The sequence below is a fragment of the Pseudomonas sp. AMR01 genome (genome assembly GCF_041946035.1).
Lineage (GTDB): Bacteria > Pseudomonadota > Gammaproteobacteria > Pseudomonadales > Pseudomonadaceae > Aquipseudomonas > Aquipseudomonas antarctica_B.
On record NZ_JAUTYR010000132.1, the window covers coordinates 1 to 588 of the forward strand.

The window sequence follows — 588 nt, forward strand, 5'->3', positions numbered from 1 at the left end:
GGCAGCGCTGGCCAACCGCCATGCCCTGCGCCCCGGGGATCTGGGCCTGGTGGTCGACATCGGCGGCGGCACATCGGATTTCACACTTTTCCGCCAAGGCGGCACTGACGAGATCGACATTCTGGCCAGTTATGGAATCCGGTTGGGCGGCACCGATTTTGACCGGTCCTTGTCGATTAGCCGAGTGATGCCACAGTTGGGTATGGGCAGCGAAATCCGGCACAGCTTTGGCGACGGCACACACCTTGCGCCCAATGCGATTTTTAATGACCTCGCGACCTGGGCCAGGATACCTTTCCTCTACGGGCCAGAGACACGGCGCGCCGCGGCGGATCTGCTGAAATACGCAGAGCACCCGAAGAGGTTGGCGCGCTTGGTCAAAGTGTTGGACGAAGAACTGGGCCATGATCTGGCCTTTGCTGTTGAGGCCGGAAAAATCCGCGCGAATGGGGCTGAGGGCGCGGCAGAGCCGGTTATCGATGTCTCAATGTTAAAACCCCGCGCAACCCTGCCCTTGCCCCGCGACTGGCTGCGCAAACGGCTTGATCCAGTGGCCCAGCAGATCGGCATGGCAGCGAAAACGACTTT

Annotated in this window: 1 pseudogene; it reads left to right on the plus strand. The window is 60.9% G+C overall.

Annotated elements, in window-relative coordinates:
• Positions 1-588 (plus strand): annotated as a pseudogene (locus Q7C20_RS26885) (hypothetical protein); the annotation flags it as partial.